Origin of the sequence: Fictibacillus sp. WQ 8-8 (assembly GCF_024494405.1) — a bacterium.
GTDB classification, from domain to species: Bacteria; Bacillota; Bacilli; order Bacillales; family Fictibacillaceae; genus Fictibacillus_C; species Fictibacillus_C marinisediminis.
In genome coordinates this window covers 757,261-775,183 of sequence record NZ_JAMXKG010000001.1, presented here as the reverse complement: position 1 = coordinate 775,183, position 17,923 = coordinate 757,261, and the positions used below count along the sequence as shown (strand labels likewise).

At 44.6% G+C, this 17,923-nt stretch carries 19 protein-coding genes; 12 read left to right on the top strand and 7 right to left on the bottom strand.

Going from position 1 to position 17,923, the window contains the following annotated elements; all coding sequences use genetic code 11:
* Window positions 1–132 precede the first annotated feature (132 nt).
* From M1K46_RS03780 to M1K46_RS03760, 5 genes are all read left to right on the top strand, one after another.
* Window positions 133–783, top strand: coding sequence for a response regulator (locus M1K46_RS03780; protein ID WP_053356593.1), 651 nt, complete (start codon window positions 133–135; stop codon window positions 781–783).
* Between the two features lie 18 nt (window positions 784–801).
* Complete coding sequence (locus M1K46_RS03775) at window positions 802–2,121, top strand: PAS domain S-box protein (RefSeq protein WP_375162168.1); 1,320 nt, start codon at window positions 802–804, stop codon at window positions 2,119–2,121.
* 338 nt (window positions 2,122–2,459) lie between these two features.
* A complete protein-coding gene (locus tag M1K46_RS03770) occupies window positions 2,460–3,926 on the top strand; it encodes a flavin monoamine oxidase family protein (protein ID WP_256224968.1) in 1,467 nt (488 codons plus the stop codon).
* 224 nt (window positions 3,927–4,150) lie between these two features.
* Window positions 4,151–4,969, top strand: a complete 819-nt coding sequence (locus M1K46_RS03765; protein WP_256224967.1) for a YihY/virulence factor BrkB family protein — start codon at window positions 4,151–4,153, stop codon at window positions 4,967–4,969.
* Between the two features lie 5 nt (window positions 4,970–4,974).
* Window positions 4,975–5,295, top strand: a complete 321-nt coding sequence (locus M1K46_RS03760) for a LapA family protein (RefSeq protein WP_256224966.1) — start codon at window positions 4,975–4,977, stop codon at window positions 5,293–5,295.
* Here the strand turns inward: M1K46_RS03760 and M1K46_RS03755 are convergent.
* Entirely contained in the window at window positions 5,241–5,714 is a 474-nt protein-coding gene (locus tag M1K46_RS03755) for a hypothetical protein (RefSeq protein WP_256224965.1), read from the bottom strand. The genes M1K46_RS03760 and M1K46_RS03755 overlap by 55 nt on opposite strands.
* A gap of 639 nt (window positions 5,715–6,353) precedes the next feature.
* Here M1K46_RS03755 and M1K46_RS03750 point away from each other — a divergent pair.
* Window positions 6,354–7,010: a TerC family protein gene (locus M1K46_RS03750; protein ID WP_256224964.1), complete on the top strand. Its 657-nt coding sequence runs from the start codon at window positions 6,354–6,356 to the stop codon at window positions 7,008–7,010.
* Window positions 7,011–7,159: 149 nt separating this feature from the next.
* On the opposite strand, the gene M1K46_RS03745 is transcribed toward M1K46_RS03750, so the two are convergent.
* Together M1K46_RS03745 and M1K46_RS03740 are read right to left on the bottom strand one after the other, a co-directional pair.
* Entirely contained in the window at window positions 7,160–7,891 is a 732-nt protein-coding gene (locus M1K46_RS03745; protein ID WP_256224963.1) for a ZIP family metal transporter, read from the bottom strand.
* A gap of 85 nt (window positions 7,892–7,976) precedes the next feature.
* The gene (locus tag M1K46_RS03740; protein WP_256224962.1) at window positions 7,977–8,546 is read right to left on the bottom strand and encodes a membrane-spanning protein; all 570 of its coding nucleotides are present in this window, start codon (window positions 8,544–8,546) and stop codon (window positions 7,977–7,979) included.
* 161 nt (window positions 8,547–8,707) lie between these two features.
* Here M1K46_RS03740 and M1K46_RS03735 point away from each other — a divergent pair, with 161 nt between their 5' ends.
* The 5 genes from M1K46_RS03735 to M1K46_RS03715 all read left to right on the top strand — a co-directional run bounded on the left by M1K46_RS03735 (window position 8,708) and on the right by M1K46_RS03715 (window position 11,154).
* On the top strand, window positions 8,708–9,169 hold the full coding sequence (locus M1K46_RS03735; RefSeq protein ID WP_256224961.1) for a hypothetical protein: 462 nt from the start codon (window positions 8,708–8,710) through the stop codon (window positions 9,167–9,169).
* A 173-nt stretch (window positions 9,170–9,342) separates the two neighbouring features.
* Window positions 9,343–9,588, top strand: a complete 246-nt coding sequence (locus M1K46_RS03730) for an SH3 domain-containing protein (protein ID WP_256224959.1) — start codon at window positions 9,343–9,345, stop codon at window positions 9,586–9,588.
* 55 nt (window positions 9,589–9,643) lie between these two features.
* Window positions 9,644–10,063 (top strand): hypothetical protein, encoded by a 420-nt coding sequence (locus M1K46_RS03725; protein ID WP_256224958.1) that lies wholly within the window; start codon window positions 9,644–9,646, stop codon window positions 10,061–10,063.
* A gap of 110 nt (window positions 10,064–10,173) precedes the next feature.
* Window positions 10,174–10,719, top strand: coding sequence for a GNAT family N-acetyltransferase (locus tag M1K46_RS03720; protein WP_256224956.1), 546 nt, complete (start codon window positions 10,174–10,176; stop codon window positions 10,717–10,719).
* 156 nt (window positions 10,720–10,875) lie between these two features.
* Complete coding sequence (locus M1K46_RS03715; protein ID WP_053356604.1) at window positions 10,876–11,154, top strand: DUF4176 domain-containing protein; 279 nt, start codon at window positions 10,876–10,878, stop codon at window positions 11,152–11,154.
* Between the two features lie 509 nt (window positions 11,155–11,663).
* Here the strand turns inward: M1K46_RS03715 and M1K46_RS03710 are convergent.
* From M1K46_RS03710 to M1K46_RS03700, 3 genes are all read right to left on the bottom strand, one after another.
* Entirely contained in the window at window positions 11,664–14,114 is a 2,451-nt protein-coding gene (locus M1K46_RS03710; RefSeq protein ID WP_256224955.1) for an ABC transporter permease subunit, read from the bottom strand.
* Window positions 14,115–14,505: 391 nt separating this feature from the next.
* A complete protein-coding gene (locus M1K46_RS03705; protein ID WP_309144567.1) occupies window positions 14,506–14,688 on the bottom strand; it encodes a hypothetical protein in 183 nt (60 codons plus the stop codon).
* Between the two features lie 89 nt (window positions 14,689–14,777).
* Window positions 14,778–15,719, bottom strand: a complete 942-nt coding sequence (locus tag M1K46_RS03700) for a LytR family transcriptional regulator (RefSeq protein ID WP_256224954.1) — start codon at window positions 15,717–15,719, stop codon at window positions 14,778–14,780.
* 271 nt (window positions 15,720–15,990) lie between these two features.
* Between M1K46_RS03700 and M1K46_RS03695 the strand changes: the two genes are divergently transcribed.
* Entirely contained in the window at window positions 15,991–16,326 is a 336-nt protein-coding gene (locus tag M1K46_RS03695; RefSeq protein WP_256224953.1) for a YolD-like family protein, read from the top strand.
* 70 nt (window positions 16,327–16,396) lie between these two features.
* On the opposite strand, the gene M1K46_RS03690 is transcribed toward M1K46_RS03695, so the two are convergent.
* Window positions 16,397–17,830: a S8 family serine peptidase gene (locus M1K46_RS03690; RefSeq protein WP_256224951.1), complete on the bottom strand. Its 1,434-nt coding sequence runs from the start codon at window positions 17,828–17,830 to the stop codon at window positions 16,397–16,399.
* Window positions 17,831–17,923: the final 93 nt, after the last annotated feature.

Genomic DNA, 17,923 nt, shown 5'->3' with positions numbered 1-17,923 from the left:
GTGGTGTGGAGTGTGTTGGGTACCGCCCACACTCTTTTACCCCCCCCCCCCCCCCCCCCCCCCCCCACCAAACCAAAACCGAAAATGGTAAACTAGAAGAAATGTGATGAAAAGAGGACGGAGGGACCTACCTTGATTAAGATTCTGCTTGTGGATGATCATGCGGTGGTGCGGCAGGGGCTCATGATGCTGCTGAACGCTCATCCGGATTTCGATGTAGCCGGGGAGGCATCGGAAGGTAACGAAGGGATTCAAAAAGCACTGGAACTCAAGCCGGATGTCGTCATCATGGATTTGAGCATGCCGCATGGCAAAGATGGGCTGTCGGCGACCTCTGAGTTAAAGAAGCAGCTTCCTGACTGTGCCATCTTGATTTTAACGATGCACAACGATGAGGAATATTTATTTCAGGCGATTCAGGCAGGTGCTTCAGGATGTATTTTGAAAAGTGCACCGCACGAAGAACTCATGGCAGCCATCCAGAGTGTCTATCATGGAAATGCTTATTTGAATCCGGCGGCTACCAAACGCCTTATGGAAGAATATTTAAATCATGTGAAACAGGGAACAACGGATACGTACAGGTTGCTGTCAGACCGTGAAAAGGAAGTATTGACCTTGATCGCCAAAGGCTATTCTAATAAAGAAATCGGTGAACAGCTGGTTATCAGTGTGAAGACGGTGGAGACCCATAAAGGCCATCTAATGGAGAAACTTAAATTGAAAACCAGGCCAGAACTGGTTGAATATGCTCTAAAAAAAGGACTCCTAGGGTATAAATAGCTCTTTTGAAAAGAGGGGATGAAAGTGGACCAAAAGGATATAGGGAGGAAAGGACAGATAATCATTGATTCCTCCGGTGCGGTTAAGTCAATGAATGAAGCGGCTCGAGATAGATTTGGATGGCCGAGTTTAGATGATGTTAAGATTGAAGAACTGGTTCCTGTCTTGAACATCGAGAAGCTGGAAGAGGAGAAATTGGTCCCCTGCTTTGGGAAAGAAAAGAGCGGCCGTGAATTTCCTCTTTTTATAAGAAAGAGTTCATTTGAGCTGGATGGGGGGACGTATTCTTTGCTGCTCCTTCAAGATATTGAGATCGAGGCAGAGGATGCTGCTGGCACTTATGCCCGCGAAAAGGAATTGGCCGACTTTAAATTTGCACTGGACGAGTCAGCGATCGTGGCGATTACCAACCGCAGGGGAATCATCACCTACGTGAATGATAAGTTTTGCAGCGTGTCCCAGTATCCGAGGGAGGAGCTGGTGGGCTGGGATCACCGTCTGATCAACTCGGGCTATCATCCTAAGGCGTTCATGCAGAACCTTTGGTCAACCATTTCAAGCGGCAAGGTATGGCGTGGTGAAGTGAAAAACCGGGCAAAGGATGGATCCTATTACTGGGTGGACACGACTATCGTCCCCTTTCTTGATGAAAGCGGAAGACCCTATCAGTACTTGGCCATCCGTTCTGAGATTACTGATAAAAAGCGGGTGGAGAAGGAGCTTCAGCATATGATGACTCGCTTGCTGGACGTACAGGAGGAAGAACGGAAGCGTCTGTCGCGGAATTTGCATGACGGCATCGGGCAAAATTTGTACAGTCACTTGATTACGATCAACCGGATGCGTTCGGAAAAGGAGCATCCACTGCTGGAGCAGATGCAGCAGGAGGCATCAGAACTGATTGAAGAAGTGCGCGATATTTCCTGGGAATTGCGCCCGTCCGTTCTGGACGATCTTGGACTTGTTCCTGCCATTCGTTCATTTTTGTCTCGTTTCGGTGAAAACTATGGGATTGACGTGAAGTTTGATTGCTCGCTTTTCGGAAGGCTGGGCATTGAAAAAGAAACGACAATTTACCGGGTTATTCAGGAGGCGCTAACGAATGTGCGGAAATACGCAGGTGTAACTGAAGCGGCGGTATCGATTCAGGGAACGGATACGGATGGGAGTGTCCATGTGAATGTGAGCGATAATGGCCGAGGGTTCGATGCTGAACATGATGAACCCGGTGTCGGTTTGTTCAGCATGGAAGAAAGAGCACGGGCTGTAGGCGGGACGCTGGAAGTTCATTCAGAGGTGGGAAAGGGAACAACGGTGTCGCTGGAACTGCCTGTATAGGAGTTTACATAATGGTGCCACTCTACTTGATGGTGCCCTTGATGGTGCCAGGCACCGCGTTTTGACATGTGTGTAAAAGGGGTGCCTGGCACCATAATCAAAACACCGAATAACTAAATCCCGCAACTGCGAGTCAATCGCAGTTGCGGGATTTTTATTTTTATATAGGAAACAGCCTATTGGTCTATGAACCGTAATCGGGCTTTACTCTAGAATAAGAACAGTCCCTTCGCCTGGGATTCTAGTAGAGGGCTTTAAGTTTATTGTTATATTAAAATTAATTTTCTTTTCGCATGAGGAATATATTGGGAAAAAGTTCAAGGGTTGGGGGGCTTCGTATGGTAAGAAGGATCCTATCAGAAGATGAAATGCTGAACGTGATCAGGAACGGGCTGAAACCTGCTGCAGCCCCAAAGAAAATAATAGTGGCCGGGGCTGGAATAGCAGGGCTGGTAGCAGGGACGCTGCTCCTGGATGCTGGCCATGATGTACGTATCCTGGAGGCGTCTCAGCGGGTCGGCGGACGAATTTACTCCGTCCGCTCACCCTTTTCGGATGGCCAGCATTTTGAGGCGGGAGCCATGCGAATACCCGAGACCCATAAGTTGGTGTTTGAATACCTCCATAAATTCAAACTGCCGTATAACCGGTTTATTAATGCCCTCCCGAATGATTTGTTTTACGTCAATGGAAGAAAGGTTCGATCCGATGTTTATGGCCGGCATCCGGATCTGCTTGGGTTCCCGGTTGCGGCGCATGAAAAAGGCCGAACGGCAGAGGACCTTTTGAGGTTTGCCATTCAGCCTCTCGTTGATTATGTGAATCAGGATCCTGTACGGCATTGGCCGGTGGTCATCGAACGCTTCGAAAACTACTCGGTCGATTCTTTCCTGAAACAGAATCCCTTCGGAAGGTCTTTATCTCCAGGTGCGGTAGATAAAATCAAGGTTCTCATTTCGCTGGAAGGATTTCCTGAGCTTTCTTTTCTTGAAACGTTCCGTGATATTCTGCTCATCTTTATTAAACCAGAGCTAAAATGGTATGAGGTTACAGGAGGAAATGATCAACTGCCGAAAGCTTTTGTGCCTAGGCTTGGTGAACGGCTGCAGATGGGTAAAAGATTGACCGGGATCATACAGAGCCCCAAAAATGTTATACTTTATACCGAAAATCCGTCCAGCAGAGAAAGAGAAACTTTTGAAGCAGACCGTGCCATCATCACCCTGCCTTTTTCAGTTCTGAACTTTGTGAGGATCGAACCTGAGCAATCGCTGTCCTATTATAAAAGAAGAGCGATCCGTGAGCTTCATTATGTGCCTTCCACAAAAGTGGGACTGCAATTTAAAAGGCGATTTTGGGAAGATGAGGGTTTGCGGGGAGGAAAAGCAGTATCTGACCAGGCATCACGGTTTACGTATTACCCGAGCCACTATCCAAACGGCAGCCAGGCTGGAGTGGTGCTTGGAAGCTATACGTGGGAGGATGATTCCAACCTTTGGAGCTGTCTGCCGAACAAGACAAGAGTTCAGGAAACCCTGCGGTGCTTGTCCTTTTTTCACGGATCTCAAGTGTTTCGGGAGTTTTTAACCGGTGCATCCTATTCCTGGACGAATAACCAGTATGCCGGCGGGGCGTTTACGATGTTCAAGCCATATCAGGAAAAAGAGTTCGGGGAGGCGATATCCTCACCAGAAGGGAGACTCCATTTTGCAGGAGAGCATGCGACCAAGACCCACGGCTGGATTCAAGGCTCAATTGAATCCGCTATACGTGCGGCTCACGAGGTGCACCAGGAGTTAACATAATGGTGTCAGGCACCGCGTTTTGACATATGTCAAAAGCCGGTGCCTGGCACCACTTTTTTCACGAAAATACTTCTAAATCGCACGGAACTTTCATATCCTCTGTACCATGTCCATCTTTTTAAAGGTGTAGTGGGACTGCCTTTCATTTGCATTTATTTTTATGATATGTATAATCTTTGTATAATTGCTGAATGACTTGATGGCCGTAAAGAAAGGGGGCTAATATGACAGCTGCTGATATTCTAAAGAAGCTCGCCAACCGCTTTTTTACGCTGAGAGTATATGATTTGTCTGCCCAGATGGCCTATTACTTTTTGATGTCTGTGTTTCCGTTTTTATTGGTGATTTATTCTTTATTGTCCTACATGCCCATACAAGAAGAAAACATCTTGGAACTAGCAAAACCATACGCTCCTGAAAATACGTATCACTTGATCGAGAAGACCCTGACGTACACCGTTACGAACCAGCAGGGAAATCTGTTGTCATTCAGTTTGATTTTCACCTTATGGCTCTCTTCCATGGGTTTTCAATGTATCAAACGTGTATTGAATGATGCCTATGTCATTGAGGTGAAAGAAAGTTTTATAAAACAAATACTAGAAGGAATCGTACTTACGATTGGCTTTATGATCGCAATCTTGTTCTCCGTTTTCGTTCCGATCATTGAACAGCTGATGAAGCATTATTTAAACGATGTTTTTTCATTAGATGGCTATCATAAATTATGGATTTTCATACAATGGGGATTAGGCAGTCTCTTCTTATTTCTATTCTTCATCGGACTCTATTATTTTGCACCGAACGTGAAGCTGAACGTGACGAAAGTGATTCCGGGCGCCTTTTTTTCCATGATCGGCTGGCAGCTCGTTTCCATGGGATTTGCCGCTTATGTCAGGGGAAACAACTATTCGGCGCTCTATGGCCAACTCGGCGGAATTGTCGTTCTGATGCTTTGGTTTTACTTGTCCGCCATGATCATCATCATTGGCGCCTTATTGAATACCATCGTCTATCCCATCAATGGACACAGAAAGGACTAAAGAATATGAAAGCACAAGGTTACTTGCTTTTTGGTTTGCTGTTCGCTGTGTTGATCGCCGTTTTTGCGGTCGTCAACGGCAATAATGTAGAATTTAACTATATTTTTGGAAGTGTCAAATGGCCGCTTGTTCTCATTATTTTAGGCTCTGCTGCCATTGGGGGACTGGCTGTTGGACTTCTTGGATTCATTAAGATCATTCAATTAAAAAATGCCGTAAAACGCCTGGAGAGGGAGCGTCCAGTGAAAGTGGAAACTGCAGAGGTGCAGCATCATTCACCTGTAGATACTGACGTAGACACATCCCGATCCCGTTTTCCGGAATAAAAAATTTGGACGCACTGGGTTCCTTGGATGGTAACTGAGCCAAATTCAGCGATAAATCCTTGAGATGAGCGGTTTTTAAATAAAAATAACTGACCGCTCCCTCCGCCAGCCTGAGAACCGCGGAATTTGACTTTAGCACAAAACGTATAGAAACCTGTTCGCGTTGCTGTGAATTCAGAAGCAAATACGTTAAATTCGTTGTTTCGGTCAAAAATTACGTCATTAAACGTGACGACATCGATAAAATTCGCCATGAATGGCTGCGGCGTTGTCTTTAAAGCTTGAAAATATGTGAATCCTGGCGGTCCAGGGTTCAACGGGATAATAGGGCCCGGATTGTTGCAGTTGATTCCCGGTTTGTTCCGGCTGGAACTGCTAGAACTGGAGCTTGAGCTGCTGCTCTCATGTTTTTTACTCATAATTTTCTCCACCATACATTATGAAACTAAACACATGATGTGCGTGTTCTAGCAGTATATGCGAACAAGCATAATCCGCTTGGGACAATCCCCAGTGAAAAGATAAACTCTAATGCACGATTGAAAGGCTAGAAATAAAGCTAGTTTGCAGTTTGATTATGAATAGAGTGGAAATCATTTCCTGCAACCAAGATCCTTGTGCTTTTCCCGGGAAATATGTCGAAATTATAGACATATGCATCCTGCAGAGACGCCTCATGACACTACAAGCGTGCAGGGTTTGTAAAGTCTAATGAAAAACCTATGAAGAGATTGCAACTACATAAACCGCCGTTTTTGCTGCAGCCTTGCAGTGTGTTCATTTTTAACTCTAGTTCGTAGAGCTATTTTAATAAACAAAGTGTAAAGGGGAGGGGTGAACTAGTTAAATCAATTAGCCATTAGTATTACAAGATGTTATTAAGTGGTGTTTAATAATGTTGAGGTATGATGAAATTTCATCTGTGCGGTGCCAGGCACCGCAGTCCAAATCCTCAAAAATAGTTTTTATGAACAAAACAGTTATGATATAGAATAAAAAATGGTAAACTATTATAATGTGGTAATAGAAAAATTAATTGTTATAGATAAGGTGGTTTCATGGATAATTTATTGGTAAATCTCTTGGAAATCCTCCTTATAAATATTGTGTTGAGCGGAGATAACGCGGTTGTTATCGCACTCGCCTGCCGTAACCTAGAGGAGCGGCACAGAAACAAGGCGATTTTCTTTGGTACGTTTGGGGCGGTATTTCTAAGGGTCGTTTTAACATTTGTTGCAGTATACTTACTGAAGATCCCTTTCTTGAACTTTGCTGGCGGACTGCTGCTTTTATGGATCGCCATCAGCCTTTTAAAGGGAGAAGAAGATGAAGACATTGAGGCAAATTCCAGCTTGTCCGGGGCCATCAAAACGATTATTATCGCTGACTTGGTCATGAGTCTGGATAACATTGTAGCCGTGGCGGGAGCAGCGAACGGAAACATTGTACTCATCATACTTGGTTTGATCATCAGTATTCCGTTAATCATTTGGGGAAGCCAGCTGCTTATGAAGATCATGGCGAAATTCCCAATCATCATCATCATTGGTGCTGCACTCTTAGGCTACACAGCTGGCGAAATGATGTTAAAGGACAAGGCTGTCGGTCATTACTTAGAGGGAGTTCATTTTAACCTTCATCTCGTCTTGCCGATTGCACTCGCTATTCTTGTTGTAGCGGTAGGCAAGTTCAGTGGCAGGCGCGCGAATAGCTAAAAATAACACAAATAGTGCCGAGTAAAATAAAGGGCTCTTTCTCATTGAGAAAGGGCCCTTTATTTTATATTGGCTTCCGCTTTTGAACTTTATCAAAGAGCGGTGCCTGGCACTGCCATACTACCAAGGACTTACACCACATGACATGATTAAATTTTTGTCAAAATGAGAGAAGCGAGCAAACCGATGGAGGCGAGCAGGCCAACGAGTGAGCCTCCTTCTTCAAAAGCTTCAGGCAGCATTGTCGAGCCGACCATGGTGATGATGCCGCCTGCTGCAAAGGAAGCGATGATAGCCATGAGTTCTTCAGAAGCACCTTCCAGAAATAGATATCCCGCCCATGAACAGAAGGCTGAGATCACCAGCACCGTAATCCAGAGGACGAGGATCTTCTGTTTGCTCACATTGCTATTCAGCATCCCGGACGTACTCGACAGCCCCTCAGGTATATTACTGATAAAGATAGCGATGACGAGCAGCCAGCTGACACTGTTATTTTCAATGAGACTGGCCCCGATAATAATGGATTCAGGTATGGCGTCCATCACGGTTCCGATAAAGATCGCAAGGCCGGAGCCGCTGGGTGCTCCATCCTGGCCGGCAGACCGTTTCCTTTTGTGTGCCCCTTTCCGGGAAACAATGAGATCCAGCACCGTAAACACAACCGCACCGGTTACAAATCCCATCGATGTTGGAAACAAACCTCCAGAATGAACGGATTCTCCCAGCAGTTCATATGTGGCTGCGCCGATCAACACACCCGTCCCAAACGCCATGATGAAGCCGATGATTTTCTTTTTGATGGGGAATGCCATAGCTGCTATAGCACCCAGTAAAACAGCAGAGCCGGAAATGCCTCCCCACATGGCTGCACTCCACATACAACAACCTCCCTTAAACGGTGCCTGACACCGCAATTACACAAGTATGTAACGCCGGTGCCTGGCACCGACTATGTGGCACCGGCTATGAAACTCTTCCCCGCCGCACCCTTGCATAAACCGCCACGACCAGACCGCCCGCCATGCCGAAGATGATATCGAGCATCGTGTCTTTGTTTCCGCCCATCTGCATCGTGTGGGTGAAGAACTGATCGCCCACGAACTCATAGGTCTCCCAAAACACGGTCGCAATCACGGGAAGGGAAAAGACGAAGAGAAAAAGCAGCCAAGGAGAGGCTTCCTGCCGTACCCGTCCCGGCAATAAAACGTGATATAACGTTATGGCGGCGAAACCGACATAAACTCCTTTATAAAGGTGAAGCGTCGAATCCCACCATTTGAAATGCAGATAAAAACTCGCAATAGAGCCCAAATACGTAGTACAAAAAAGAAACAGATAATATCCAATAATAAGGGCGGTATTAAAAGGAATCTGTTTTAACCGCAGCAGCAAAAGCGGCAGCGCACTAACCGCGACACCACCTAAAGCGACCTGCCAGCGAGACGAATCTCCCTTGATGAGGTAAACGATGAACAGGACAAGCATGAAGATCATAAAGAGTATGCTTAACACCCAGATAGTTTTTCGCCTCACAACCTCACCCCCTCATTTCTAGAATCCTTACCATTATGGCCAAAGAGAAGGGCGGCGAACCATTCGATTCTGTCATCCAAAGTCAAAGTACCATCCGCCCAGTCTTTTCATATACTGCCTAAGAAACATTACGCTCACTCATCCATTGGAGGAGGCAGAACATGAAGTTTACCGTGCAATACATCCCTCTGAGCAGCATCAAACCCGGCATCTCCATAAAAATAACGGAGCATTTAAAGAAGCTCCGTACAATCATGTGGGACTGCATGCATGTGCTCGTGGTCCAAAAGAGTAAAAAAGACGGTCATTATGTAGTGGTTAGCGGACAGGACCGGCTGGATTATCTGAAAAAACATACGAAAAACAAATACGCTCCGTGCATTATCGATGAACCATCCAGCCTCAAAACGTGGCTCACACGTTTCAGCGGCCGGCAGCCGATCGATGATTTTCCAATGCATCCGAAAAGCTGGTCCATCGTCCGATCTTTTTTAATGAAGGAACCTCGCTTTAAAAAACTGTCGCGGCCCCAGCAGATCAAAGTTTTGCTGCTTGCTGTCAAGTACAAGAAAACCGTCATCGCATCCATGCAAAACAGAGTCAGCCAAATCCTAAACAAGTAGAGCGGCGAATTGATTAAATTTCGTCGTTTTTTTTTGTGGACTATAATATCAAAAAATAGGGAATGAAAAAGCTGGTTATTGTTTCTATATTTTTACATAATAAAAAGTCATACAGCATACGATGGAACGATAAGGCATGTCCATACCAAACCTTAAGGGAGGAAAAATCCGGCATGAAAAAGGGCTTTCTAAAAATCGTAGTGATTCTATTGCTGGCCATCGGGCTCGTCACTTCTCTTTTTCCGTCCCAAATTGCGCAAGCCTCACCTGCAAAAATCGCCTATGTGGATGTTACATCAGGCAAGCTAAACGTCAGAAGCGGACCAGGAACACAGTATAAAGTGATCGGGTCCCATAAAGACAACACCAGGCTGACCATCTATTCCCAAACGAAAAGCGGATGGTCCAAGATCAAATAAATACAACAAGAAAAACGGCTATGTTGCCACAAAATACTTGAGGTTCTACCACACGATGTTCCGTACAGAAGCAAAAAACATCACAGACAAAGCCATCAGCCTGCAGAACAAGATAGCAAGCAACAAAGCGTATACGAAAAAGCAGATTCATCAGATACTGTCACCCACCCACACGTCTGCCTACATCGACAAACTCATAAAATATGACATGGCGTCCTACAAAAAAGATAAAAAAGGCAACAAACTCTATGAGTGGCTCGCGACAGACTTTCCAGCGTACAGAATCTGGGGATTTGACTGGAGCGGGAAAGAGGCGCCTAAAAAGCCTTCCGTTACGTATTATTCGAAGAACGGCAAGTGGTATTTGAAAGTCTATCAATATCACAAAGATGATATGAACACCTACCGCCAAGCTCTCTATCTCTCAAAATCCAGTTCCAAAGCCGCTTGGAAAATTTACAATTATAAATGGTAAAAGAAACCGCGAGCATCAGTGCTTGCGGCTTTTTTCATTATTAGTTATTCTTGTTGGAGTGTAATTAATTGGTAAACAAGTTAATTAAGTACAGGGGGGGGATACGTATCATGATCGTTAGCAAAAAAGAATTTCATGTTAAGGGGTTAGATTACACGATCAGGTCTGCAATGGATAAGGATGCAAAAGAACTCTCTGATTTAAGAGTGCAGATTGATGGAGAGACCGAAAATTTAGACAGAGAAAAAGGCGAGGCATTCATCGATGCATCAGGATTTGAACAAATCATTCAAACAGATCGTGAAAATAAAACGAGCTTATTTTTAGTTGCGGCAGTTGATGATCGAATCGTCGGGTTTTCAAGGTGCGAGGGAAATCCGTTAACTCGTTTCTCCCATAAAGTCGAATTTGGAATATGCATTTTAAAAGAGTTTTGGGGATATGGTATTGGAAGAAATCTTTTAAAAGAATCGATAGCCTGGGCGGACTCCAATGAAATTAAAAAAATCACATTGAATGTATTAGAAACAAATGAGAACGCCGTTCATCTTTATGAAAAACTTGGCTTTGAAATAGAAGGAGTATTAAAAAATGACAAGATCCTTTCTGATGGTAAATACTATAACACCATTATGATGGGAAGATTTAATGGCTGATTCCGTACAACCCAGCGTTGTATGGTTTCTTTTATCTTATTCCGTTTCCTTTCACCCTTTTTCACAGCGACTTTGTAAAAATCGTAAACATTTTCGTTTTTAGGATTAAACAAAGGATAGAAGAGGAAAGTAGCCCATAAAGAAGGAGGCCGACCCATGACAGAGAATTTCCCATTGCCCATCGGATCAGTGATCACCCTGGAAAACACCGACCGGCCGGTGATGATCTACGGAAGGCTTCAATCCGCCGGAGAAGGTGAAGTGCTTTTTGATTACATCGGTTGTTTTTACCCTGGCGGACATATCGACGGCAACAACACCATCTATTTTCAGCACCATAAAATCAACTCCCTCCTTCATAAAGGCTATGTTTCAGAGGAAGAAGAGGAGCTGCACAGAAAGCTGGCGGAAAAGAAAAGTGAGTTTCCTGAATAAATGAAGCTTGCAGTCCCGAATCAAAAGGGCTGCAGGCTTTTTTTATGTTGCGGGGTGTCGTTGATAAACCGTTCGATAATAAAAGTGGACTTTTCGATAATATATCGGTGTTTTCAATAATAAAATCAGAATTTCGATAATAAATTCCTGTTTTCGATAATAAAAAGATCTGGCAGAGCATTCTGCCTAAGTTTTTTGTGGAAATCAACGCAACCGGGAAGCAATAGGCTCTTTTATGAATGATTTTGAGTAAATTTTACCTCAGTGGTTACTCTTGCGGCGAAAGCGAGCACTGAATCGGCTCTTTTTACATGCGAAGTCTTCGCCCCAGATATTTTATTTTCAAATTTATAGGGTTTTTGTTCAAAAATGACTCATTTATTTTCAAACCGTTTATGAGCGACACCAAACGACAGGATTCGCCCCATTTATTTCAAAAGAACTGTGGAGCCAGTAAAGCTCTCCAGTCTGACAGTCCTGTCCTATTTACTCCTTCGAAAAGCAACGGTTTAACTGAAAAAGGCCGCCACGGAGATCTTCCCGGAGCGGCTTTCGTCATTATCTAAAATAGTACTGATCCTGGATACTGATCCACCAGTGATCGGGGGAGGACTCGGTAAAACGTACGAGGTAGTCCCCTCTAAGATAATCCAATGTTTTTTTCGATTGCTCGTTTGGCTTTTTTTCATAGCCTTTAGAATATCCTCACGCGTGCTGTCGTACTGGACCTGAATCCTTGAAACCCGGCGATTGAAGCCGGAAGAAAGGATAATCTGGTAACCGTCTTCTTTATAATAGTAGTCCGTTCGCTTCTCATATTCTTTTGTTTTTATGGGTTTGCCATATCCCCACTTTAGCGTGTCGCGATCCAAAAATGAACCAACATAATATAAATCCTTTACACCATTCATTTCCCCGTCTTCAAACCTGTCCAGAGTTTCTTTGTCCAATTCCACAATTGGAATCTTCACGACCGGCTTTTTCTGTGCGGCAGCGATTGCTTTTTTTTCCGTAAAATCATCAGAAAACTTGTGGACGGCAAAGTAACAAAAGACGACAGCAACAGCTACAATCACGATAGAAGCGGGATGGAAAAATTTCTTTCGTCCCCACTGAAGATCTTCGATTGCTTTTTTCAGCCCTTCCAGCATGAGGTTAACCCCAATAATGGCAACGGCAAAAAACACAACAGGGATAATGATAAGATACGGACGCAGCAGCATCTGTCGGTAATAGGAACCGATCAGTCCCGACCATTCGTTGGACATGGAAATCGGGATATAGTCGCCGCCCTGCATCGTATATTCTTCCAGAACCGTTCCCCCGAAGAACATTTGCAGAAGCCCAAGATGTGCGAACAAGATCAAGACGTACATGATCTGCTGGATGTAGATGAAAGAGAGCTTTGGCAGCATATGCGGGAGGAGATGCTTGTAAAAAACATGAAAACGGCCCCCGCCCAAAACACGCGCACTTGAAACAAATTCTTTATTGGAGATCAGCTCCAATTCTGAACCGATCATTACTGAAATAGCAGGCACTGCCACCAGAGTAAGAATCATGATATGGAACATGCCTTTTTGCCAAAATGTCAGTCCTTCAGAAAGTACGACCGGAAACAAAATGAAGTAGCAGAGCAGGGCAACAGGTACATAGTGGGTGGAATCGACTATACCTTTCAGCCACTCTTTAAACCTGGGATTCATCGCAAAAAACAGATAGCCGCCAGCAAACGAGAACAAGAGCCGGGTCAGACTGATGAAAAAGGCAAGCCCGAGCGTGTACTTCGCGCCTGACACGATTTTATACAGAAGTTCGCTGCCGAATTGATCGGTACCGAACCAAAACTGCGAAGAAGGCTCAAAGGGTGATCTTCCTAGAGCTGTAATTCCGTCCTTTGCATACAGCACTTGTGTTTTCGGAATCTCGTTATCAAACGCATAATTGTGAATCATACTCAGGGCGAGCAAGGACCCAATGATACAAAAACCGGTAACAAACAGTGGCTGAGCTCCAATATACCGAAGCGGGCTCACTATTCGCAGCAAAAAGCGCTTGATGATCAGCCAGTAGGGCTGGAAGCTAAAAGAAGATTGTACTGCGGCGGTGGCGGCCATTTCGTTTTGAACGGCCCATTTATTCGTCCACATGGAGCCAAGGACAAAAAAGGCATACATCGGGATGAACACCAGCATCGAAGCAATCGTAAAGACCGCAGGATTTCCGTGCCGGTAAACAAAATTCGTTATGCCGTAAATGTTAAATAATATCTCAATGACGAGCAGGTTGGAGAGCATGAACCAAAGAATCATCTTGGACTGATGAAAAAAGTGAACCAATGTGTTGGGAAGGACGTGATGCAGCAGTATGTATAGCCTTGTCAGACCTTTTGACTTTGCGTTTTCAATATAAGGCTCCTCCCATTCCTCCTCCATATGAAACAGCAAGATCCGCAAAGAGAGGATGATCGGCAATACGCTCAGACAGAGAATGGGCAGGGTATAAGGCTGCTCATTGCCCCAGGAAGCAATATTAAACAGCAAGATATTCGTTTTTTTATAAAACCAGATGATCAAGAACTGCACAAGAACTGCGATCAGAACATCGGGCAAAGATTCAAAGATAAACAAAACAGCTTTAGACGCTTTATACAGTGGCTTTGGAAGCAGTGAGATCAGGATGCTGAGGGCGAGCGCCACAATAATGGCGAGAAAAAGCGCTGAAAAAAGGACAATCATCGAGTAAATGTAGGGTTCTAAAATATCTGGGAAGAGGGTTCGTGATGTGGCTTCGGCTGGATACATGATATTAAAGGGATGGGTCAGGCTGCTGAGCAGCATCTTCAACCCCTCGCTGTATGACGAGATCTTAAACGATGTCCCGTTAAAAGCAAACGGGATGGCGCCCATCAGCAAAATGCCGAGAAGGGACGTGAATAAAGTTATGAAAATACGTTTCATCCGTTTTCAATGGCCTCCGATCAAAAGAAGAATAAATAAGGAGGCACATCTGGTACCTCATTACTACAATTTATTCCATAAATTTACATGTAAATCCTTCTTTTGACAGAAGTTCTTTAGGAAAGCTGTTTTCGTAACCTTTGTTGCTTTTGAGAGTGGTTGATTTCCGTTTCAGGATGCTCGCTTTCCGCGGGGCGGGCGGTGAGCCTTACCGGCGCCAGCGCCGGTGGGTCTCACCTGTCCCGCTAGTCCCACAGGAGTCTCGCACCTTGCACTCCAATCAACTTGTCAATGAAGCCTATTTACAAAAAGATTCCCAAAGCAACAATCTTTTAGAAAAGAGCCTTAGGGAAAGACCTATTCCGAAATACCTGGATCACGATACAGTTTCTCAAACAAGCTCAACAGGCATGGAAAAGCAAGTCGTTTTTTCGTTTCGCCAGTACGTCGTCAAAACCACTTGATTGCCTTTGTGTTCAGCTTCAAATAAGGCATTTTCTTCTTTATCCCGGACTTTAATGTAGCTGGTTCCGTTTCGTTTTTCTTTTTGTTTGTAGTCATAGTTTAAATGCATGAGAGGCACCCCTTTTGTAAAATATTTCTATATAAATAGTTTAGCATAAAAAAAGCAGCGACCCTCCTGCAAGGATCACTGCTGTCATCTTAAAGTTCGAGCTGTTCTTTTAACGTGGTTTGAATCTTGGTTTTCTCGTCTTCCGGCACGATGAGGTAGTAAATGCCGCCGATTCGCTGGCCTTGGCCTTTGATCTCGATGTTTTCTACATTTTTACGTGCGCCTTTATACTTCGATTGAATGTCTTTCATTTCGTCAAACGTCATGTTTGTTTTTACATTAGTGCCGACTACGTCCAGAATGTCGCCCATCTTTGTAACCGAAGAAATTTGAGCTCCTTCGTTGATGATTGCGCTGATCACCTGGCGCTGGCGTTCGTTACGGCCAAAGTCACCCTGTGGATCCTGTTTTCTCATACGGGTATAAGCAAGCGCTTCTTTTCCGGACAGCTTCAGCTCGCCTTTAGGGAACGAGTAGCCATCGTAATTAAACGCCAGACGTTCGTTATCTACAGTGACGCCTCCAAGGGCATCCACGATTCCTTTGAAGCTTTCCATGTTTACTTTTACGAAATAATCGACGGGCACGTCCAGGAAGTTTTCAACGGTCTTGATCGCCATTTTTGTTCCGCCAAATGCATACGCATGGTTGATTTTATCTTCTCGGCCTTTTCCAATGATATCTGTTCGAGTATCACGAGGGATGCTGGTCATAACCATTTTGTTCGTATTCGGGTTCACTGTGACAAGGATGAGTGTATCGGATCGGCCGCGGTCACCTTGCCGTTCATCGACACCCAAAATCAAGATGGAAAGCGGGTCCCCTTTAGAAGGAGTAAGCTCTTCCTTTCGTTTGGAGGAACCGTCCCACGCAGAATTATCATGCATTTTGTTGGCCGTATTTTTCACCGAACCATAAACATAGTAGAATCCGCCTGCTCCAATGAGCAAGAGAACTCCAAGTATAATCAGTGTAACTTTTAAGCCCGTGCGCTTTTTCTTGCGCTGCTGTTTTGCTGAACGTCTGTCCATTTCATCAACCTCTTCTTTATAATAAAAAGCCATTAATGATCGTATTTTATCCAATTTCAATATCTTTTTTAATATAACAGAAAATGACAGGTTTGTTTAAAAATATTTTAAAATTTACACATTCCTCAGGATTGGTTGGAGCCTAAGGTTGGGCACTTCATTAGGCTGGTTGCCTTCAATTTACAAGTTTCCACAAATGACATGCATTATTTGCCATTTATTTTCAGTATAAACCGAACATATATTCGCATATAATAGGGTGAGGAAGGTGATGAATATGCTTCGTGACCGCGGAAAGATGAAATGGCAAGGGATGTTTATGCCTGAGCATGTGAAGGGTTTAAGGGAGTTTGACTGGGATCAGAAAAAGAAGACAAAACCGGAACTGGATGAACAGCAATACGAGCTGATGGAAGAGACGATCTGTGAAGCGATGGCTGAGGATTTGGATCTGTGTATGACCATTTTTGAAAAAGGGGACTTTCATTTATTGATCGGGAAGGTCCATTATGTAGATTCCTATAAAAAAGAGCTGCGCATCGTAGATTTCCACCACGAGGTCCATCGAGTGAAGATGTCTGATCTGGTGGATGTGAAAGTAAAATAAGGGGGAGTAAATTTGGTGCCAGGCACCGCTCTTTGACATATGTCAAAAGCGGGTGCCTGGCACCAATTTTTTATTTCGTTAATGCGTTATAGATGTTGGCTTCTCCAGACCCGAATAGTGGATCCTGTCCCACTTTTCCGAGATCGACAGCTGTCTGGCGCAGCTTGGCCTGAACTTGTGCTGGCGAATATTCAGGATGCTGTGATTTGATGACCGCTGCGATACCGGCTACTTTCGGTGCAGCCATGGAAGTACCGTGAAGAAGGGCATAACCTTTTAAGTTTCCTGTTACATAGGGTGCCAGATAGGTTGGCCAAGTTGAGAATGCGCGGTACATAAAGTCACGCTTATCAAGATAGTTTCCTTTTGGATCCTGGCGATATAGGGCATCGTATTTCGGGCCGTTGTCACCGCCAGGAGCTGCTACATCAATCACACTTCCATAGTTGGAATAGAACGCAATTTTGTCCTTAGACCACTCGTTGGAAGAGGATACTGTTACGACTCCAGGAACCTGTGCAGGTGCTACACGGGATGGCCCTTTAATATCCAATCCGTACGTTTCCTTCCAGTAAGCTTGCATATCATGGATGTCGTTCAAGTTGCGGGAGTCATTGCCGGCAGAAACGACAACCGTCACACCTTTTTGCGTAGCGTACTGCATGGCACGGTGATAAGCAACCATGGAAGCGGAATCGCCTTTGTCGCCAAGATTGTTTGCCATCCAGCGCCATCCGCCAAGGCTCATGTTGATGACCTCAACTCCATCGTTCGCTGCAGACACGATCGCATCGATAATCCATGATTGCTGGGCACCGCCTGTAGCACCGAAAACCCGGTACGAACGTACGGTTAAGTTCGGGCCAACGCCGTATACTTTACCGTTACCAGCAATGGAACCGGCTACGTGTGTTCCATGGCCGTTTTGGTCCCGGGCATCTTTCGTGCCAGGCACAAAGGTTTTACTGCCGGCAAGATCTGCATTTTCTTTTAAATCAGGGTGATTGAAGTCCATTCCGGTGTCGATGATCCCGACGACCGTGTTATGGTTTCCTTTGTTGATTTTATAGGATTTAAAATCGTTCGTGATCTTCTTTATATCCCACTGGAGATCATGGTAGTTTTGGCTAGGATCGTTCCAGTCGGGCTGCGGAATGGATGTAATGGGTTGTCCGTCAGCTGGATTTGGATCGTCTTCCAAATAAACTTCCAATTCTTTGTCCGCGGCTTGTACATTTGAATCTGCCTTCACTTTGGCAAGAAAATCAGGGGAGGATGATTTGGCTTCTACAACACCAATTTCCTCAACGACACGTTCCACAGAACCGCCGGCTTGTTCAATTTTTGCAGAAAGGTTGGAAGGGACGTTGTTGCCTTTATACGTTAGAAGATAATGCACCTGTGAGGCTGATTCCTCAGCGCTGGCAGGCTGGGAAACAAGTCCCGAAAACAGTGAGAATGACAGGGCTGAGCACATTGAAAGTACAGCAAGCTTTTTCTTCAAATTTCTATCCCCTTTTCATCAATATTAGACTGCAGTTAATAATTTATCAAAAAATATCAGAAAATTGTGTCGAATTACTTTGTAATAAAAAAT

What these genes read in the sequence shown, in the direction of transcription:
- M1K46_RS03775 (WP_375162168.1), top strand. Translation starts at nt 802, where the DNA reads ATGAAAGTGGACCAAAAGGATATAGGGAGGAAAGGACAGATAATCATT.
- M1K46_RS03770 (WP_256224968.1), top strand. Translation starts at nt 2,460, where the DNA reads ATGGTAAGAAGGATCCTATCAGAAGATGAAATGCTGAACGTGATCAGG.
- M1K46_RS03765 (WP_256224967.1), top strand. Translation starts at nt 4,151, where the DNA reads ATGACAGCTGCTGATATTCTAAAGAAGCTCGCCAACCGCTTTTTTACG.
- M1K46_RS03760 (WP_256224966.1), top strand. Translation starts at nt 4,975, where the DNA reads ATGAAAGCACAAGGTTACTTGCTTTTTGGTTTGCTGTTCGCTGTGTTG.
- M1K46_RS03755 (WP_256224965.1), bottom strand. Translation starts at nt 5,714, where the DNA reads ATGAGTAAAAAACATGAGAGCAGCAGCTCAAGCTCCAGTTCTAGCAGT.
- M1K46_RS03750 (WP_256224964.1), top strand. Translation starts at nt 6,354, where the DNA reads ATGGATAATTTATTGGTAAATCTCTTGGAAATCCTCCTTATAAATATT.
- M1K46_RS03745 (WP_256224963.1), bottom strand. Translation starts at nt 7,891, where the DNA reads ATGTGGAGTGCAGCCATGTGGGGAGGCATTTCCGGCTCTGCTGTTTTA.
- M1K46_RS03735 (WP_256224961.1), top strand. Translation starts at nt 8,708, where the DNA reads ATGAAGTTTACCGTGCAATACATCCCTCTGAGCAGCATCAAACCCGGC.
- M1K46_RS03730 (WP_256224959.1), top strand. Translation starts at nt 9,343, where the DNA reads ATGAAAAAGGGCTTTCTAAAAATCGTAGTGATTCTATTGCTGGCCATC.
- M1K46_RS03725 (WP_256224958.1), top strand. Translation starts at nt 9,644, where the DNA reads ATGTTCCGTACAGAAGCAAAAAACATCACAGACAAAGCCATCAGCCTG.
- M1K46_RS03720 (WP_256224956.1), top strand. Translation starts at nt 10,174, where the DNA reads ATGATCGTTAGCAAAAAAGAATTTCATGTTAAGGGGTTAGATTACACG.
- M1K46_RS03715 (WP_053356604.1), top strand. Translation starts at nt 10,876, where the DNA reads ATGACAGAGAATTTCCCATTGCCCATCGGATCAGTGATCACCCTGGAA.
- M1K46_RS03710 (WP_256224955.1), bottom strand. Translation starts at nt 14,114, where the DNA reads ATGAAACGTATTTTCATAACTTTATTCACGTCCCTTCTCGGCATTTTG.
- M1K46_RS03705 (WP_309144567.1), bottom strand. Translation starts at nt 14,688, where the DNA reads ATGCATTTAAACTATGACTACAAACAAAAAGAAAAACGAAACGGAACC.
- M1K46_RS03700 (WP_256224954.1), bottom strand. Translation starts at nt 15,719, where the DNA reads ATGGACAGACGTTCAGCAAAACAGCAGCGCAAGAAAAAGCGCACGGGC.
- M1K46_RS03695 (WP_256224953.1), top strand. Translation starts at nt 15,991, where the DNA reads ATGAATATGCTTCGTGACCGCGGAAAGATGAAATGGCAAGGGATGTTT.